The 15,611-nt window shown below is 59.5% G+C and carries 12 protein-coding genes; 5 read left to right on the forward strand and 7 right to left on the reverse strand.

From position 1 onward, the window contains the following. Positions 1–200 precede the first annotated feature (200 nt). On the forward strand, positions 201–842 hold the full coding sequence (gene eda, locus I1M21_RS04610; RefSeq protein WP_138114104.1) for a bifunctional 4-hydroxy-2-oxoglutarate aldolase/2-dehydro-3-deoxy-phosphogluconate aldolase: 642 nt from the start codon (positions 201–203) through the stop codon (positions 840–842). A 393-nt stretch (positions 843–1,235) separates the two neighbouring features. Here eda and I1M21_RS04615 read toward each other — a convergent pair whose 3' ends face one another. Continuing rightward, on the reverse strand, positions 1,236–1,925 hold the full coding sequence (locus tag I1M21_RS04615) for a GntR family transcriptional regulator (protein WP_195192611.1): 690 nt from the start codon (positions 1,923–1,925) through the stop codon (positions 1,236–1,238). Positions 1,926–2,472: 547 nt separating this feature from the next. On the opposite strand from I1M21_RS04615, the gene I1M21_RS04620 reads away from it, so the two are divergent. Beyond that, positions 2,473–3,564 carry an ATP-binding protein gene (locus I1M21_RS04620; RefSeq protein WP_195192612.1) on the forward strand — a complete coding sequence of 364 codons (1,092 nt, stop codon included), beginning with the start codon at positions 2,473–2,475 and terminating at the stop codon, positions 3,562–3,564. Positions 3,565–3,814: 250 nt separating this feature from the next. Here the strand turns inward: I1M21_RS04620 and ilvD are convergent, their stop codons facing one another. Both ilvD and I1M21_RS04630 read right to left on the reverse strand, forming a co-directional pair. Beyond that, on the reverse strand, positions 3,815–5,593 hold the full coding sequence (gene ilvD, locus I1M21_RS04625) for a dihydroxy-acid dehydratase (protein WP_229025596.1): 1,779 nt from the start codon (positions 5,591–5,593) through the stop codon (positions 3,815–3,817). A 108-nt stretch (positions 5,594–5,701) separates the two neighbouring features. Then, on the reverse strand, positions 5,702–7,063 hold the full coding sequence (locus I1M21_RS04630) for a GntP family permease (RefSeq protein WP_195192613.1): 1,362 nt from the start codon (positions 7,061–7,063) through the stop codon (positions 5,702–5,704). A 234-nt stretch (positions 7,064–7,297) separates the two neighbouring features. Here I1M21_RS04630 and I1M21_RS04635 point away from each other — a divergent pair, with 234 nt between their 5' ends. From I1M21_RS04635 to I1M21_RS04645, 3 genes are all read left to right on the forward strand, one after another. Then, positions 7,298–7,990, forward strand: coding sequence for a FadR/GntR family transcriptional regulator (locus I1M21_RS04635; RefSeq protein ID WP_229025597.1), 693 nt, complete (start codon positions 7,298–7,300; stop codon positions 7,988–7,990). A 160-nt stretch (positions 7,991–8,150) separates the two neighbouring features. Beyond that, positions 8,151–8,960 carry a gluconate 5-dehydrogenase gene (locus tag I1M21_RS04640; RefSeq protein WP_195192615.1) on the forward strand — a complete coding sequence of 270 codons (810 nt, stop codon included), beginning with the start codon at positions 8,151–8,153 and terminating at the stop codon, positions 8,958–8,960. A 202-nt stretch (positions 8,961–9,162) separates the two neighbouring features. Beyond that, complete coding sequence (locus tag I1M21_RS04645; RefSeq protein ID WP_161115487.1) at positions 9,163–9,804, forward strand: RpiB/LacA/LacB family sugar-phosphate isomerase; 642 nt, start codon at positions 9,163–9,165, stop codon at positions 9,802–9,804. A gap of 120 nt (positions 9,805–9,924) precedes the next feature. On the opposite strand, the gene I1M21_RS04650 is transcribed toward I1M21_RS04645, so the two are convergent. The 4 genes from I1M21_RS04650 to I1M21_RS04665 form a co-directional block, all read right to left on the reverse strand. Further along, positions 9,925–11,874 carry an NAD(P)/FAD-dependent oxidoreductase gene (locus I1M21_RS04650; protein WP_195192616.1) on the reverse strand — a complete coding sequence of 650 codons (1,950 nt, stop codon included), beginning with the start codon at positions 11,872–11,874 and terminating at the stop codon, positions 9,925–9,927. 201 nt (positions 11,875–12,075) lie between these two features. After that, entirely contained in the window at positions 12,076–13,293 is a 1,218-nt protein-coding gene (locus tag I1M21_RS04655) for an FAD-dependent oxidoreductase (RefSeq protein WP_195192617.1), read from the reverse strand. Positions 13,294–13,396: 103 nt separating this feature from the next. Continuing rightward, the gene (locus tag I1M21_RS04660) at positions 13,397–14,302 is read right to left on the reverse strand and encodes a sugar phosphate isomerase/epimerase family protein (protein ID WP_195192618.1); all 906 of its coding nucleotides are present in this window, start codon (positions 14,300–14,302) and stop codon (positions 13,397–13,399) included. Between the two features lies 1 nt (position 14,303). Then, on the reverse strand, positions 14,304–15,542 hold the full coding sequence (locus I1M21_RS04665) for a glycoside hydrolase family 88/105 protein (RefSeq protein WP_229025599.1): 1,239 nt from the start codon (positions 15,540–15,542) through the stop codon (positions 14,304–14,306). Between the last annotated feature and the right edge of the window lie 69 nt (positions 15,543–15,611).

Consider the following 15,611-nt stretch of genomic DNA (forward strand, 5'->3'; position numbering starts at 1 on the left):
CTCCCCGATTCCTCCGGCCGGGCAAAACCACCAGTCCCATTCCGGTTTTGCCTGGCATTCCCTACACGACTGGTCGAGCAGCCGGTTTTGGAATTGCTTGAACCCCAAGCAGTGCCTCCGATAACCAATCCAAAATCGGCTCCTGACCAGCACATTTGGCAATCACGCGCCCATGCGCGCCACACATCGAAAGGAACATCATGTTCGATCAGTTCTACACCACGCTTAAGTCCCTGGGCATCGTGCCGGTCGTTGTGCTCGACAAGGTCGAGGACGCCGCCCCGCTCGCCCACGCCCTTATGGCAGCTGGCATGAAGTCCGCCGAGGTCACCTTCCGCACCGCCTGCGCCGCCGAGTGCATCGCCGCTATGGCCGAGGCCGAGCCCGAGATGTGCGTTGGCGCCGGCACCGTCCTGACCGTCGAGCAGGTTGAGCAGGCCCGCGCCGCCGGTGCCAAGTTCATCGTCTCCCCGGGTTACAACGAGGACGTCGTGAAGCACTGCATCGATATCGACCTGCCTGTCCTTCCCGGCACTGTAACCCCCTCCGAGGTCACCGCCGCCGAGAACTTGGGCCTCAAGGTCACCAAGTTCTTCCCCGCGTCCCAGTATGGCGGCCTGAACACCATCAAGGCCCTCGCCGCTCCGTTTGTCGGCCACCGCTTTATGCCTACCGGCGGCGTGAGCACCGCCAACGTCGAGGAGTACCTGAGCTCCTCCGCCATCATCGCCTGCGGTGGCACCTGGATGGTCAAGCCGGCCCTCTTTGCCGACGGCGACTTCTCCAAGGTCGAGCAGATCGCCCGCGAGGCCATGGACGTCGTCAAGAAAGTCCGCGGCTAGGTTTAGCTCTCTATCGTGAGAGGGGGCGTGCCCTAGACCTCGCCCCCTTTCTTTTAAAGCGGCTCGGAAGCGCGCCGTTTCCGTCACGAACAAGAACCAAAACCGTCTTGTATGCTGATAGAACGTGACGGAAGCGACACGCCCCCGAGCCGCTTTGTATAATCGGCTGGCAGTCGCGCTCAACTGAGCCACTTCGGTAAAAGCCGAGCCATCAAAACAGCTGCGGCGCCGTCTGGAGGAATGGACCTTTGCTTCCGGTCTTTTCCTCCAAGCGGCGCCGCAGCTTTTTTGTGCCCCAATAGTGCCCCAGCAGTTGCGGTGAAATATGGACTGCTTACACCATCAGAGCCGCAAAACAATCCCTATTTCACCGCAACTAATGAAGGGGACGAGTTAGATGGCCGAGTCTTTGGACAGCTCAAAATAGTCGGGATGCAAGGCGATAACCGGACCTTGCTCTTCGGGCATCAGGTGCAGGTGTGTCTCTGCCAGATAGCTCGCCGCGTCGGTATCGCCCCTCTTAATGGCCTCGAGAATCCGGCGATGCTGCCGACGAATCGGCTCCCAATCCAAATCCTGCGACACCATACGCAACCAGTTGTATCGCTCAAAATGCGTGTTGATGCTCTTCATCCAATCCCACAACATGTGACGACCGGCAATCTCAAAACACGTCTCATGGAACAGGTTGTCCAGGTCAAAGAAACGACGCGTTTCGCTATGGTCGAGCGACTCGGACTCGGCAAGAATCTGCTCGAGCCGATGCTTTTGCTCGGGCGTGGCGGCAGAGCAGCATTTAATGAGCACGCTTCTCTCGAGTTTTTCGCGCAAGAAACAGGCATTCTCGGCGCGCTCCATGCTGATTTTTGATACATAGGTGCCGCTTTTGGGACGCGTTTCCACCAGCTCCTGCTCACGCAGGCGCACAAAGGATTCGCGAATGGGCGTGCGCCCGATTCCCGTCTCCTTTTCCAGACCAATCGCCGAAAGGCGCGTGCCGGGCTTGAGCTCGGCATAGATGATCTTGGACCGCAATGCGTTGTACGCCTGGTCTTGCAGGCTCTGATAATGCTGCTGTTCCATAAAGCCCTCGGATAAACCCTCGGTTAATCGAATACCACCATGCAATACTATCGCATCCCCCGCCCCCTCATAAGTTGCGGTGGAATAGTTCCTGCTCAAAGCCTTCAGCTGCAAAAACAGGAACTATTCCACCGCAACTTCCAACAGCCTTTTTGGGACGGGGCTTTTTTGGCTACCCTGAGCCGCAGGTCGGCCCCTTGCCACAAAAGGGGCCCATCTACTACGTTAACGCGGAGAGCCCAGACCATGCTGAAAAGTGCGAAAACAAAACCGCAGGTAGACAGCTTGTCGATTTTCGAAAAAGCCGACTATGGTTGACCCCTGCGGCTTAAACGTAGTAGATAGGCCCTTTTCGTGGCGCAGCACTACTGCACCCCAAATTGGCACCCCGAGCCCTCGTGAGTTGCCAACAAGCTGTTCGCCCAGCGCTTTATCCGCGCGGCATTTGGAAAATAGCACCACCGCAAAACCCGCGAGTAGCGCTTACTTTGCTATATCTCACTATACTTTGCTATATCTTGCTATATCTTGAGCAAAGGTGGCTCACATGCAAACAAACCCTTTTAAGCCCACAGCAGGTAAAACACCTCCCACGATTATCGGCCGCGAAGATGTGCTCGAAGAATTCAATGAGGGCCTCGTCAACGGGCCTGGTGCCCCGGGGCGCCTAATGCGCATAGCCGGCGTCCGTGGAACGGGCAAGACGGTCCTCCTTGACGAGTGCTCACGTTTGGCGCAAAGCCGTGGCTGGACGGTCATAAAAGAGGTCGCAACCGAGGGACTTTGCCAGCGCATTCTCGAACAGCTGCAGCCCAAATTCCAGGCCAAACACGCCAGATTTGAGCCCACCGTAGCTGGCATATCCATCGGCAGCATAGATATTGAGCGAATCGGCCCATCGCTACGCGACGCCATGAGACAGACAATATCCAAGAATGGAAACGGCCTGCTCATCACTCTCGACGAGGTTCAAGACGCAGAGCTCGATGAGGTCCGAACGCTCTCCATTGCGATTCAGCAGGTTATCGGCGAAGACCTTGATATCGCCTTTGTTTTTGCTGGGCTGCCTTCGATGATTGAAAGCATCATCAACGGAAAGACACTTGCGTTTTTGCGCCGTGCCCTCCCCTTTGATCTGAAGGCTGTGGCAGTAACCGAAGTGTCGTACTCCCTCGAGGAAACCTTTGAAGCGTCTGGCATGGAGTCGCAGCCAGGTATTGCCGGCCAACTTGCCGAGGCAACGCAAGGTTATCCTTTCATGATCCAACTCGTTGGATACTACGCATGGCAGTTGGCAAGACGCGCACATACAGCGATTATTGGAGAAGAAGAAGCCGAGCATGGCATTGCAACGGCACGCGAACGCTTCTGCGGCATGGTGATTGAGCCCGCGCTGCAGCGCATTCCGCCCACGTGCATCGCTTATCTGCTGAGCATGGCGTCTTTGGGGCAGACGAGCTCGACCAGCATGGTTGCCGATGCCCTAAACAAAACGCCTCAACAGGTGAGCTCCGTCCGCAGCCGCCTGTTAAGAGAATCGATTATCGAGGCTCCTTCGTACGGCAAGGTCTCATTTGCCATCCCCTACATGCGCGACTACCTCTGCGAACACAAAGCCGAACTGGAAGTTGAACTGTAGAAACGGCAACTGCCCTGCAAGACGAAAACCGTTTTCATACGGATTTAAAGCAGACGTAAACGGTTTTCGTCTTGATTTGCGTCCGAAATTAAGACGTAAATTGCGCTTTCGTACGCTTATTACCAGACGCAAATTGTTTACGTCCGGCTATGCGTCCCCAATCCAGACGAAAAAGGCCCCGAGCTCGTGTGAGCTCGGAGCTTTTTTGTACCACGCATCTATGAGAGGAGATATTTGATGCGCATGGGCGCTACTCCATGTAGCCACCCTGGATGGCGGAAACTGCATGCTCGGTAAAGAACTTGAGCGTGCCGGAGGTGTAACGATTAGCCTTGGGCTTCCAAGTGGCTCGACGCTCGGCCAGGACGGCGTCGACCTCGGCCGGCTCCATCTCCTTGCCGGCGATGCCCACGATGGACAGCGAACGCTCGGGGATGTTGATCTGGATCAGGTCGCCTTCCTCGATCAGGGCAATCGGGCCGCCCACTGCGGCCTCGGGCGAGACATGACCGATAGCCGGGCCCTTGGAGGCGCCGGAGAAGCGGCCGTCAGTGATCAGGGCAATACTGGCGCCCAGCTCGGGATCGCTGGCGATGGCCTCGGTGGTGTAGAACATCTCGGGCATGCCGGAGCCCTTGGGCCCCTCATAGCGAATGATGACGGCGTCACCGGGCTTGACCTCGTGCGTCAGGACGGCGTGAATGGCGTCCTCCTCGCAGTCGAACGGACGGGCCTTGAGCGTAGCCTGGAACATCTCGCGCGGAACAACCGTGTGCTTGACGACGGCGCCCTCGGGAGCAAGGTTGCCGTGGAGGATGGCGATGGAGCCGTCGGTACCAAAGGCCTGGTCAAACGGGCGAATGATGTCCTCGCGCTTGAGATTCCACTTCTCAAGGTAACGACCGCACTTCTCGTAATAGCCGTTGTTCTTGAGATCCTCGAGGTTCTCGCCGAGAGTCTTGCCGGTGACGGTCATAACGTCGAGGTGGAGCATCGACTTGATCTCCTCCATGATGCGCGGCACGCCGCCCGCATAGTAGAAGAACTGCGCCGGCCACTCGCCTGCGGGGCGAACGTTGAGCAGGTAGTGGGCGCCACGGTGCAGGCGATCGAAATCGTCGGCGGACATCTCGATGCCAAACTCGCGGGCGATCGCGGGAATGTGCAGCAGCGAGTTGGTGGAACCGGAGATGGCGCCGTGGACCATGATGAGGTTCTCGAAGGACTCCTTGGTCACGATATCGCGCGGGCACAGGTTGTGCTCGGAGAGCCACACGGACTGACGGCCAGCCTCGCGCGCAAACTCACGCAGATCGGAGCTGGTTGCGGGCAGCAGGGCGGTACCGGGAAGCATAAGGCCCAGGGCCTCGGCGGTAACCTGCATGGTCGACGCGGTGCCCATAAAGGAACAGGCGCCACAGCTGGGACATGCGTTGTGCTTGGCAAACTCAAGCTCCTCGCGAGAGATCTCGCCGCGCTCGTAGCGGGCAGAAATCGCGCCGAGCTGCTCCAGGGTCAGCAGGTCAGGGCCTGCATCCATGACGCCGCCGGTAACGACGATGGAGGGGATGTTGATGCGACCCATGGCCATGAGGTTCGCAGGCAGGCCCTTATCGCAGCTGGCGACAAAGACGCCGGCGTCGAACGGGGTGGCCTTGGCATGAATCTCAATCATGTTGGCGATCATGTCGCGACTGGGCAGCGAGTAGTTAATGCCGTCGTGGCCCTGGGCCTCGCCGTCGCAGATATCGGTGCAGAAGTAACGGGCACCGTGACCGCCAGCCTCGGCAACGCCGGCACGGACCTCCTCGACCAGCTCGAACAGGCCGGCAGAACCCGGGTGCGAATCGCCAAAGGTCGACTCGATGATGACCTGCGGCTTGTCCAGGTCCTCGATCGTCCAGCCGGAGCCCAGACGCAGCGGGTCCATCTCGGGGCTGATGGTGCGGAACTTGCCAGAACGCGGCTGCAGCTTGGCAACCAGGTCGGCTGCCTCCTGCCGAATCTGTGCCTTGGTCTTCTCGTCCATAATGCTCTCCTCTTTTGGTTTGAACGGTTGTATCAATCGTTGGTTAATGAATCAGGTGAAAATGGGTACCGAGCGATGCACTCGGTGAAAGATGCTTAGCTACGCGAACTAGGCGAAGAACGAAATCACCAGGGCGCAGGCAAGACCCGAAAGGCCGATGAGCGTCTCCATAACGGTCCAGGACTTGAGGGTTGTCTTCTCGTCAATCTCCAGGAACGAGGAGCACATCCAAAAACCGGCATCGTTGACGTGCGAGAGGGCCGTGGCACCACCGCAGATAGCAAGACAGATAGCGGCACGCATGAGCACCGAGGCTCCGGCAACCGCGGGCATGGCAGCCATAATGCCCGATGCCATGGTCATAGCGACGATGGAGCTGCCGACAGAGGCACGCACCATGACGGCAATCAAAAAGGCAACGACCACCAAAGGCAGCGGTGAGGCCTCGAGCATAGGGCCGATAACCTGGCCCAAGCCGCAGTCCTGCAGCATCCAGCGAATGACGCCGCCACAGGCGATAACCAGCAAGATCATGCCGACGGGCTTAAGAGAGCGGTCGAGCAGGGCCTTGAGGTCGGCGCCGGAGTAGCCTCGGCGCGCGCCCAGCAGATACATCGCGACGAGCGTGGCGAGCGTCAAAGCGACGAACGGCTTGCCCAGGAAGGCGAGAATCGAGGCGAGCTCAGCGGGCATGGGGATATAAGAGGACAACGTGCCCAGCAAAATCAGACAAAGCGGCGTGAGCACGATGGCAAGCACCATGCCAAAGGAGGGAAGCTCCTTTTCGTCGCTCGCACCCTCGGCAGAGGTAAAGTGCTCCGGAACATCGGTAAAAATGCGACCGCCCACGTTGCGGCCCCAGATGACGCCGGCAATCGCCATGGCGATGAAGGCGGTGGGGATACCGACGAGGATCATGGTGCCCAGGTCGACACTGAGCGTGCCGGCGACCAGAACCGACCCGGCAGATGGCGGCACAAACGCATAGCCAGCGGCAAGTCCCGCGAGCAGCGCGATGCCGTAGTAGAGGGTCGACTTCTTGGTCTGCGACGCCACACTAAAGGCAAGCGGGATCAAAACGACCACGCCGGCCTCAAAGAACACCGTGGTGCCGATGACCAAACCGGTGATGCCCAGCGCCCAGCTGGAGTGGCCCTGGCCAAAGGTGTCAATGAAGGTCTGGGCGATCTTCTTGGCGCCGCCGCTCTCCTCCAAAATCTGGCCGAACATCGAACCTAAGCCAATGAGCAGGGCGATGTTTTGCAGCGTGGTGCCCACGCCCTTGGTGACGGTGTCTGCCACCATATCGAGCGGCATGCCGGCTCCGATACCGATCACGAGCGCCGAGACCATCATCGACAGCACGGGGTGCAGCTTGAACTTGATGATGAGCGCAAGCAGCAGCGCGATGCCCACGATGGCGGCGATGACCAGCCTGGTGGGATCAGCCATAAACGTTGGGTCTGACATCTTTCCTCCAATTCATCAGACCTTTTGAATTCGTCTGATGACTATAGCGTGTTTTAGAAAGGTCTGATGTTTCATTTTGGAATTTGTTCGAAATACATCTGATGTATTTGGTAAACGGTCGTATTTACGCTGCGAACGGTATATCTAAGCCGCCCGACTCAAATCCAGCGGCCAATATCGCATCCATGGTGCGCTAAAATAGCTCAGATGAATTTTGTAATGAAAGGTATAGCTATGGCCCGCGCCGAATCGGGACTCCCCGAGCAAATATCGGAGAAAATCATTCAATTGATTCTGGATGAACACCTTGAGCAAGGCGATCGCCTGCCCAAGGAAACCGTGCTGGTCGAGCGCTTGGGCGCCGGCAGGAGCACCGTGCGCGAGGCCATGAAGTTGCTGCAGTCGCGCAATATCGTGCGCATTAAGCAAGGTTCGGGCACCTATGTGGCGTCAAACCCCGGCGTTGCCGACGACCCGCTGGGCTTTACCTTTATCGACGACAAGCAGCGTCTGGCGCGCGACCTACTCGAGGTGCGCTTTATGATCGAGCCGCAGATGGCACGCATGGCGGCCGAGCACGCAACCAACGACCAGGTCGTCTGTATCAAAGAGCTCTGCGACGAATCCGAGCGCCTGGCCGAGGCCGGTGAGGATTACTCCGCCGCCGACACCGCGTTCCACAATGCCATTGCCGAGAGCTCCGGAAACCTCGTCGTTCCCCGCCTGATGGGCGTGCTCAAGGCATCCGTCCCCCTCTTTATCGACGTGACCGGCAAAAAGCTCGTCGAGGAAACTATCCGCACGCACCGCGATGTGGCCGACGCCATCGCCTCGCGCAATCCCACCGCCGCGCACGACGCGATGTATCTGCACCTGGTGTATAACCGCAACATGATCGCAGAGGGCACGCAGGAACAGAGCGAATAAACGTCCGCGCGGCAAGGGCGAAATCACCGTTTACCTTTTAAAAGTGAACGTTCACCTGATTTTAGGAGAATCTGATTTTTAAATCCTCCTCTTCTCCTATACTGAGCTTGTATTAGAAGCAAGACTTATATAGATGAACGTTTCTTTTGAAAGGATCGCTATGCCTGATCTTATGGACAGCTTCCGCCTGGATGGCAAAGTTGCGCTCGTAACCGGCGCCACCTATGGCATTGGCATGGCCATTGCCGAGGCGCTCGGCGAGGCCGGCGCCAAGATCGCCTTTAACGCACGTCACGCCGACAAGGTCGCCGAAGCCGAGAAGCACTACCGCGAGCTGGGCTTTGAGGCTCACGGCTACGTGGCCGATGTCACTGACGAGGCCGTCGTCGCCGAGCTCATCGGTAAGATCGAGGCCGATTTTGGCACCACGCCCGATATCCTGGTCAATAACGCCGGCGTCATCCAGCGCACCCCCATGCTCGACATGAGCGCCGAGGACTTCCGCCGCGTCGTCGACATCGACCTTAACGCCCCGTTCATCGTGTCCAAGGCCTGCCTGCCCGGCATGATCGCCAAGGGTCACGGCAAGATCATCAACATCTGCTCGATGATGAGCGAGCTTGGCCGCGAGACCATCGCCGGCTACGCCGCCGCCAAGGGCGGTCTGAAGATGCTCACCAAGAACATCTGCTCCGAGTTTGGCGAGGCCAACATCCAGTGCAACGGCATTGGGCCTGGTTATATCGCCACGCCGCAGACCGCACCGCTGCGCGGGACGCAGCCCGATGGCAGCCGTCACCCGTTTGACCAGTTCATCATCGCCAAGACCCCGGCCGCCCGTTGGGGCACGCCCGAGGACCTGAAGGGCCCCGCTGTGTTCCTGGCCTCCGATGCCTCGAACTTCGTCAACGGCCACATCCTCTACGTCGACGGCGGAATCTTGGCCTACATCGGCAAGCAACCGCAGTAAGACGTCTGGGCGAGGCGGTGGACGATAAGGTCTGCTGCTCGAACAGTCCTGACTCGCACGAAGAGCACATTAAGTGCTCTTCGGCTCGTGCGGAACTCGCGACAGACCTTATCGTCCACCGCCCGCAGAGCGGCCTCTCTGTTGGAGATGCCAAGCAACATAACTAACAAGTAATTTAGAAAATAGTGGAAGGTTATCTATCATGAAAATCGCTCTGATCAATGAGAACTCTCAGAACTCCAAGAACCCCATGATCGAGGCTGCGCTTAAGAAGGTTGTCGAGCCCATGGGGCACACCGTCTTTAACTATGGTATGTATGCCGACGCCGACTCCAAGCCCCTCACCTACGTGCAGAACGGCATCCTTGCCGCCGTGCTGCTGAACTCCGGTGCTGCCGACTACGTCGTGACCGGCTGCGGCACCGGCGAGGGCGCCATGCTCGCCTGTAACTCCTTCCCCGGCGTGCTGTGCGGCCACGTTGCCGACCCGCTCGACGCCTACACCTTTGCCCAGGTCAACGATGGCAACGCCGTCGCCATGCCCTTCGCCCTCAAGAATGGCTGGGGCCAGGAGCTCAATCTTGAGTACACCTTCGAGAAGCTCTTTGGCTTTGGTTCGGGCAACGGCTATCCTGCCGAGCGCGTTGAGCCCGAGCAGCGTAACAAGAAGATCCTCGACGGTGTGCGCGCTGTGACCATGCGCCCGCTCGTCGACGTCCTGGGCGAGATCGATCAGGACCTGGTCCGCGGCGCCCTGGCTGGCGAGCACTTCCAGGAGTACTTCTTTGCCAACGCCACCGATGAGACCATCATCGCCAAGGTCAAGGAGATCCTGGGGCTCTAATCGCACGACTCATTGCAGCTAACGCAAGCGGCGGTCGTCCCACGTACGGGACGGCCGTCGCTTTTTGCTATTTACCGACTGACGCCGCGGAGACAGGTCCCCCATGCATCAAGGAGTTGACTAGAGCTCGCAGGCAACCTTATAGCCATCGCCGATGGCGTCGCGAATGTTGCCGCACTTGTTGGCGTCGCCCAGCACGTGGGTGGCAACACCGGCAGCAACAAGGTCGTCGGCCAGCTTGGTATTGGGACGATAGCCCATGGCAAGCACCAGCGTATCGGCACCGGTGATGGTGTGGACCTCGCCGTCCTTTTCGTAACTGATGGTGTCCTCTGTGATCTCGGTCACCTTGGCCTCGGTCAGCACGTGGACGCCCTTGGAGAGCATGCGCGTGATGAGCACCGCGCGACCGGCACCGCCCTCGTTGGCAGCGAGCGTCTTGGTCATCTCGATAACGGTGACATCGCGATTGGCCGGCGACAGGTCGTTGACCAGCGGGGCCAGGTAGTCGGCCGTCTCGCAACCGACGGTGCCGCCGCCGACGATGACAATCTTCTTGCCCGGGAAAGCCTTGCCACCCAGCAGGTCGTCAGCCGTCATAACCCGCTTAAAGCCCTGCATGAAGGCCGGGGCAATGGGCTCGGCGCCATAAGCCAGGACGACCTCGTAGCCCGCGTAGTCACGCTGAATGTCCTCGGCAGTAAGCTCGGCGCCAAATACGCACTTCACGCCGGCCTCGGCCAGACGACGATACTGATACTTGATCACGCGGGTGAGTTCCTGCTTTGCCGGCGGAACGGCTGCGATGCGCATCTCGCCGCCCGGCTCGTCCTGCTTATCCACGAGCACCACGTTGTGGCCGCGCTTGGCGGCAATGTAGGCTGCCTCCATGCCCGCGGGACCGGCGCCCACAACCAGTACGTTCTTGGCCTCGGCGGCAGGCTCGTAGCCGGCCTCGTCGCGCTCCACATCGGGATTGACGGTGCAGGAGATGCGCTTGCCAAACATAATGCCGTTCAGGCAGCGCAGGCAGCCGATGCAGGGGCGGATGTCGTCGGCGTTGCCGGCGGCCGCCTTATTGCAGAACTCGGCATCGCACAGATTGGCGCGGCCCATCATGCAGATGTCGGCGGCACCGTCCTCGATCAGCTCCTCGGCGATCCAAGCCTCGTTAATGCGTCCGACGGTGGCGACGGGAATGTTGACGTGCTTTTTAATCTCGCGCGAGCAGGCAGCGTGCGAGGCCTGCTGGGTACCGGCGGCAGGAATCGCGGAACCGCGCTTGATGGTGGTGCCGCCCGACACATGAATCATGTCGACGCCGGCCTTCTCCAGGCGACGCGAGACGTAGATCATGTCGTTGAGGGTCAGGCCGCCATCGGTGTACTCATCGCCCGAGATGCGGACGTCGATGATAAAGTCCTTGCCGCAGCGCTCGCGAATCTCGGCGATGACCTCGAGCAAAAAGCGCATGCGGGCGTCGAGCGAGCCGCCGTACTCATCGGTACGCTTGTTATAGAGCGGGGTCAAGAAACCGCCAAGCATGCCGTGGGCATGCGCCGCATGGACCTCGACGCCATCGACACCGGCCTTCTGCATGCGCACGGCCGCGTCGCCAAACTGATGCGTGAGCTCGTGGATCTCATCGACCGTGATGGGGCGCGGTGCCTCGCGGGCATAGGACGGGCCCACAAAGGACGGAGCGATCAGGCGCGGCGTGCCCGGAATGTTAAAGGCCATGTAGGCGGGGTGGAAGAGCTGCGGCATGATCTTGCAGCCATACTCGTGGACGGCCGCGGCGAGTTTTTCCCAGCCAGGGATAAACGTGTCGTCGTAGCAGCACATGTCACCCGGCAGATAGGTATAGGTAGGCTCGACCGTCACGACCTCGGTAATGATGAGGCCAACGCCGCCCTTGGCACGGGCACGGTAATGATCGACCAAGTCGTCGGTCACATAGCCATGATCGGCCAGGTTCGTGGATACCGGCGGCATAAAGACGCGGTTCTTGACCTCGGTCGTACCGACCTTGATCGGGCTAAAGAGCATCGGGTAGGCGGATGACTCCATACAGGCTTCCTTTCGTTTGAGCCGCTCAGCGGCAGTTGCTAACACACCTATCGTATCAGCATCCGCCGCATTCGCACTCGCTCGCACTCCCTACTTTCAATCCCGATCCTCACAAAAAAGTTGCGGTGGAATACGGAGTAGATGAGGCTTTTGACAGCCAAAACAGTCCGTATTTCACCGCAACCGATGGGTGGGATGGAGTTAGAGGCCCAGGTAGGTAGTCATGCCTTCGACGGCGAGCTCGGCGCCTGCCACGGCATGAACCACGGTGAGCGGGCCGTTGACCACGTCGCCGGCGGCAAAGACGCCAGGCACGGTGGTCATGCCGCGCTCGTCGACCGAAAGAAGGCCGCGATGGTCGGTCTCCAGACCACCCGTCGTAAGCACAAGCTTGTCTTTGGGCACCTGCGAAGCCGCAATCACAACCGTATCGGCAGACACATGGTCAAGCTCTTCCTCGTAGCCCACCACGTTATTCTCCTCGTCGAAGATAGCCGTCTCGAAGACCGGACCGTTATCGTCGATGGCACAGATCGCCTTGCCGCACACAATCTCGGCACCATCGAGCTCGGTCAGCTCCACTTCGTCATCGATGGCAGAGATATGGCGCGATCGGGCATACACGGTGACCTTGCGAGCGCCCGAGCGCAGGGCCGTGCGGGCAACGTCCATGGCCACATTGCCAGCACCGATGACCGCCACGTTCTGCCCGATCGCCACGCTCGAGGGATCGACCAGGTAATCGATACCAAACAGCACGTTGCCGCGCGACTCGCCGGGAATACCCAACTTGCGAGCTCGCCAGGTACCGGTACCAACAAAGACCGCATCGTAGCCGTCGCGCAGCAGGTCGTCGATATGCAGCGCGCCACCGATGGTGGTCGAGGGGCGCACGCGCACGCCAAGCGAGCACATCACGTGGCGATACTTTTGCACGAGCGCACGGGGCAGGCGGAACTCGGGGATACCGTACTCCAGCACACCACCAATCTCGGGGCGCTGCTCAAATACCGTGACGGCACAGCCCAGCTGGGCCATCTTGATAGCCACGGTAATACCAGCGGGACCGGAACCGACCACGGCAATCTGTTTACCGCACGACGGTGCGGGCTTCCACTCCTTACGATCCAAATATGCCGTGGAGATATAGTTCTCGATGCTCGAGAAATGCACCGGCGCGCCCTTGCGGCCCTGGATGCAAGCGCCCTCGCACTGGCCCGAATGATTGCACACCATGGAGCAGACCGCGCTCATGGGATTGTTCTGGAACAGTAGCTCGCCCGCCTCTTCTAGACGACGCTGTTTGAACAGGTCAATGACCTGCGGAATAGACGTCTGAACTGGGCAGCCCTTAATCTGACAGAACGCCCTTTTACAACCTAGGCAACGATTCGCCTCTTCGACAATGTGGATAGCCACGCAACTCCCCTTTTTAATGCAATCCAATGGGGCGACGATAAAGACCCTTCACCGCCGCCCCCATACAGGTAATCTCAATCTGCCGACACGGCAAAAGCCAATGCTATAACTCGCAATGCGGAGCCCCGCAGCGAGCGGACATGTGCTCGAGTGTCGCCAGGCAGTCAGCCGCCGTCGCCGGCACACTGTTCTCGACCACGCAGGGAATCCCAGGGCAGGCGGCAGCCGCCCAGGCCACCACGGGCTCAAAGTCATAGCGGCCCGTCTCGCCCACGCCGTGGCACACTAGGCGTGAACCCGTACCGTCGCACCAACCGGCTTCGTCCTCGTTATCAACGACCTCAAAATCCTTGGCGTGCAGCACGCGAATCTTACTGCCGCATAAGTAGAGCATGCGCGCCGTGATTTCCCGCGCCTCGTCAACGACGCTGGGGTGCAGCAACGACACCGGGTCATAGATCACGCCGAGCGACGGGCTCGAGACGCGCTCCAGCACCTCGCGGCAGCGATCCGGCGTGTTGACCGTCTCGTTCCAGCCAGGCTCGATCAGTATTTGCCCGCCCACGGCCTCGGCGCGCTCGCAGACGCGTGCGAGTCCGTCCATAAAAGCCTCAAGCGCCTCATCGGTCATGCGGTCATCAGCAACGCGGTTCTGCGCATTGGGGCGACCGGTCTCGGTGCCAACCGGGCATCCGCCGAGCATCTGGGCAAAGTTCAAGCATGCCTCGTACTCGGCAAAGTTATCCATGAGCTGTTGGCGATCGGGCGTCGCCAAATTCTTATAGCAGCCGAGCACGGCGACCGAAACGCCCGCCTCGTCGAGTACCGCACGCAAATGGTCGGCAAGCTCGCGGGTCAGGCCGCCTCGATCGATCCCCATCGATGCGTAGAGCACCTTGCTCGGCAGCTGAATGCACGAAAAGTCCAGCTCTCCCGCCATGCGAATGCGTTCCTCGACGGTCCCCTGCGGAAGGTCGTGCAAACGTACACCCGGAGTAATAGCCCCCACGTTATTCACATCCCTTATGAGCGTTGATGCCCGGGGTGTATCCGCCAAACGGGTCCTCGATGGAGCACACGCCCGAGGGGGCGAGCGGATCGCGCTTACCGGCCAGCTTGTCGTGATGCATGGTCTCGATATAGGCAAGCACCAGCGGCGCCACACCCTTTGCATCATTTTTGACCACGGGCTCGCTCATGTAGTAACCAAACGTGCCCTCGCGGTGCGCGGTGTTTCCCAAGCCCGCAACCAGGCAGATGTTGTCGAGCGCCAGCTGGCCATCGTGCTCGGAAAGGCAGGTCTCGCAGATGCCGTCGAAGGCGCGACGGCCGTACTGGTAGTAGCGCTCACCCAACACGCCCAGACGCACGCCCTTCATGATGGCGTTGGCAAAGATCGCGCTGCCCGACTCCTCCAGGTAGTTGGGGGCGATATTGGGCAGGTTGATGACCTGATGCCACATGCCGGTCTTCTCGTCCTGATACGGCAGCATGGCGTCAATCAGGTCGTGGAACATCTTGCGGATCTCGTCCTTCTCGGCCGACATCGAAGGCGGCATAAGCTCCCACGTGTCGATGAGCGCCATGGCAAACCAGCCCTCGGCGCGCAGCCAGAAGTTAGCCGAAAGGCCGGTGACCGGGTCGCACCAGAACTGCTTGCGGCTCGCGTCGTAAGCGTGATAGTACAGACCATTGAGGGGGTTGCGCATCAGGTCGTGCACGACCTGGAACATATGGAAGCTATCTGAGCAGGCACGACGGTTGTGGAAACTCAGCTCGTACTGCATGTAGAACGGCTGTGCCATATACATGCCGTCGAGCCAGATCTGGTTGGGGTAGACGGCCTTGTGCCAAAACACGCCCTCTTTGGTGCGCGGCTGGGTTTCGAGCTGACGATAGATGGTATCCATGGCCGCACGATACTTGGGCTTGCCCACCAGGTCATAGAGCTTGTAGAGGGTCTTGCCCGCATTAACGTTATCGAGGTTGTACTCCTCGGGGTTGTAATGTTTGATGGTACCGTCGTCCTGGACAAAGAAATCGATGTAGTCGTCGGCGAACGTCAGGTAGCGCTGCTCACCCGTGATCTCGTACAGCTCGATGAGCGCCTTGATCATGCAGCCGTCGATATAGTTCCAGGTGTTCTCCTTACCGGCACGGAGCTTTTCGATGTTCCAGGCCGGCGCCTGCGGCGTAGAGGTTTCGATCAACTGCTCGATATAACGGTCCAGGATTTGATTGCAACCCATTGCTGTCCCCTCTGACATAAACGATAGGTGAACGTTACCCCTAGTGTAACGCGAACGGGGAATATAGGG

It is taken from the genome of Collinsella aerofaciens, from assembly GCF_015546965.1.
Lineage (GTDB): Bacteria > Actinomycetota > Coriobacteriia > Coriobacteriales > Coriobacteriaceae > Collinsella > Collinsella aerofaciens_X.